Genomic DNA, 2,628 nt, shown 5'->3' with positions numbered 1-2,628 from the left:
GCCTCGGCTTCGGCGCCGACGACTACATGACCAAGCCGTTCCACAAAGATGAGCTGGTCGCCCGTATTCATGCCATTGTGCGGCGCTCCAAGGGCCATGCCCAGTCGGTCATCACTACCGGCGACCTGGTGGTCAACCTCGACGCCAAGACCGTTGAAGTCGGCGGCCAGCGCGTGCACCTCACCGGCAAGGAATATCAGATGCTGGAGCTGCTCTCGCTGCGCAAGGGCACCACACTGACCAAGGAAATGTTCCTCAATCACCTCTATGGGGGCATGGACGAGCCCGAGCTGAAAATCATCGACGTCTTCATCTGCAAGCTGCGCAAGAAGCTCGACGCGGCATCCGGCGGTCAGAACTACATTGAGACGGTCTGGGGTCGCGGCTATGTGCTGCGCGAACCGGAAGACATCCGCGTCAGCGCCTGAGCAGCGAGCAGCGTCCGAACTTTTCTTCGACAAAAAAACCCGGCTCCGGCCTGGTTTTTTTGTGATCGGCTGATAACTATTTGTTTTGACGCAATTTTGGACGGAAAACCGTCTCACATTTTTCCTGGAAGATTGCGCCATGCCGCCCGTATCAGGCGGCGATCTTCAGGGTGCGAAAACGCTCGAGCAGTTGCGGCCGATTGAACGGCTTCAGGAGATAGCCCTGGGCGCCGGCGCGCTTGGCCCGCATGATCGAAGCAATATCGAGCTCGACTAGCGAAATCAGGATCTGCGGCCTTATCGGGCTCTCCATGGCGCGCACGCGGCGGATGAGATCGACCGCCGCCACGTCCGGCAAGGCGCCGTCGACGACGATGATGTCGGGCATGTCGGCCGCGCACATCTCCAGTGCGTCAAGTCCGCTGGCAGCCTCGATGACAACCATGTCGGAGCCGCCCAGGATGCGTTTTGCAACCTTCCTGATGACACTTGAATCGTCGACGAACATGCAGCGTTTCATTTCCGGGTCCTCTTGCCTGTTGGCAATCCGGTGGCGTCGGGCATCTGAAAGGCACCATAGGCCGATCTGGTAAAGAAGCCGAAAAGCGTTTAGGTAAAATTTTTGCAAAGATGCCGTTTGCGGGCTGTTCTTCGCAATGCTTCGGCACGACCAGCCAGGTGAAGCTCATCTCACTGCGATCGAAGCGCCACCGCAGGTATTGCGGATCGGAATACTTCGCTTCTCTAGGGAAATGCCGTGGATTCAGGCGGCTGAAAGCACGATTTCTTCCGGCGTCGCGTGGATCGAGATCGTCATGTTGGCTTCGCGCGCCAGGAGCAGCGTGTAATAGGGCTGCACGGAATGCGCGTCGATCGGTTCCTCCGGCTTGTGGCCGGAATGCAGCTCGAGGAATTTCGGCGGCACGCGCAGCATCGGGCCGCTCGCCGCAAGCGCGAAACGCGGCTCGGTTTCGAGGTTTTCCAGCGTCACGGAAAGCTTGCCGCCGCGCGGAATGGCCGCGTTGGCGACGAGGAGCAGGTTGAGCAGCAGCTTGACCTTGTTCTTGGGCAGCAGCGCGCGGGTCCCGTTCCAGCTCAGTTCCGGCTTCTCGTTCTTGAGGAAGGCGATGGCGACGGCTTCGGCATCGCCGGTATCGATCAGCATGCCGGCCGACCCGGCGGCGCCGAAAGCGATGCGGGCGAACTGCAGGCGGGCCGAAGCGTTGCGGGCGCTCTGGCGGATCAGTTTCATGGCGTCCTCGTCGGCGCCGCCTTCGTCGAGCAGTTCGAGCCCGTTGTTGATCGCGCCGACCGGCGAGATGATGTCGTGGCACACCCGGCTGCACAAAAGTGCCGCCAGATCGGGTGCGGAAAGGGCAAACAGATCGGCCATCGGCGAAAATCCCTGCAAAATTTCATAACTCATGGCCGAGCGATCGATTCGTCGCCTGCCCACACGAATCACGCACTCTCCTCGGGCATCCTGAATACACAGCGCCCGTGCGTGCGGCAACAAATCCGAAATTGTGGTGGCAAATGGCGTGTTCACACAGGCTGCCGACCCACCTGAGCGTCCCAAACAGCCTYTGAACCGCCATGTTCATGTGGGAGCTTAATGGTTGAAAAAGGATTACGGCATAGTTTGCCCGTAACAGTTACCCTTAACGGCCGGCTAAAAGAGCCGTACGGGTGTGAGGCGTCGGCGAAAGTGCTCCCTGACGGAGATTGGAAGCATGTTTTCCCGATTCTGCGACCGGACTTTTTTCCGTGTCATCCCGGACCGGACTTTTGTCCGTGTCGTCCAAGACCGGAGCTTTCTCCGTGTCATCTCAATGGCGATAGCGCTCATGGGCGTTCTCGTCTTCTCGACTTCGGCCCTGCGGGCCCAGGAATACACCGCTCAGGAGATTGTCGATTCCGGGCACAAGTTCTTCGGCGCGACATCGGGCGGGCTGGCCACGGTTATCGAGAAGATTTTTGCTTCCTACGGACTGCCCAACGGCTATCTGCTGGGCGAAGAGGGCTCGGGCGCGCTGATCGGCGGCCTGACCTATGGCGAAGGCACGCTCTACACCAAGAATGCCGGCGATCACAAAGTGTTCTGGCAGGGCCCGTCGCTCGGCTGGGATTTCGGCGGCGAGGGGTCGCGGGTGATGATGCTGGTCTACAATCTCGACGATGTGAGCAACCTCTACAACCG

The 2,628-nt window shown here is 59.8% G+C and carries 4 protein-coding genes; 2 read left to right on the top strand and 2 right to left on the bottom strand.

Features of this window, described 5'->3' with window-relative positions; translation table 11 throughout:
• The coding region (locus tag ACXJ7R_RS29590) for a response regulator transcription factor (RefSeq protein WP_457154918.1) at positions 1–428 on the top strand (428 nt) is incomplete at its 5' end.
• 151 nt (positions 429–579) lie between these two features.
• On the opposite strand, the gene ACXJ7R_RS29585 is transcribed toward ACXJ7R_RS29590, so the two are convergent.
• Positions 580–948, bottom strand: a complete 369-nt coding sequence (locus ACXJ7R_RS29585; protein WP_095090784.1) for a response regulator — start codon at positions 946–948, stop codon at positions 580–582.
• A gap of 243 nt (positions 949–1,191) precedes the next feature.
• A complete protein-coding gene (chpT, locus tag ACXJ7R_RS29580; protein ID WP_095091686.1) occupies positions 1,192–1,821 on the bottom strand; it encodes a histidine phosphotransferase ChpT in 630 nt (209 codons plus the stop codon).
• Positions 1,822–2,260: 439 nt separating this feature from the next.
• On the opposite strand from chpT, the gene ACXJ7R_RS29575 reads away from it, so the two are divergent.
• Positions 2,261–2,628, top strand: a 368-nt coding sequence (locus ACXJ7R_RS29575; RefSeq protein WP_457154917.1) for an EipA family protein, incomplete at its 3' end; no start/stop codon positions are given.

It is taken from the genome of Mesorhizobium sp. P5_C1 (genome assembly GCF_054049815.1).
This window is presented reverse-complemented; position numbering and strand designations above follow the sequence as displayed.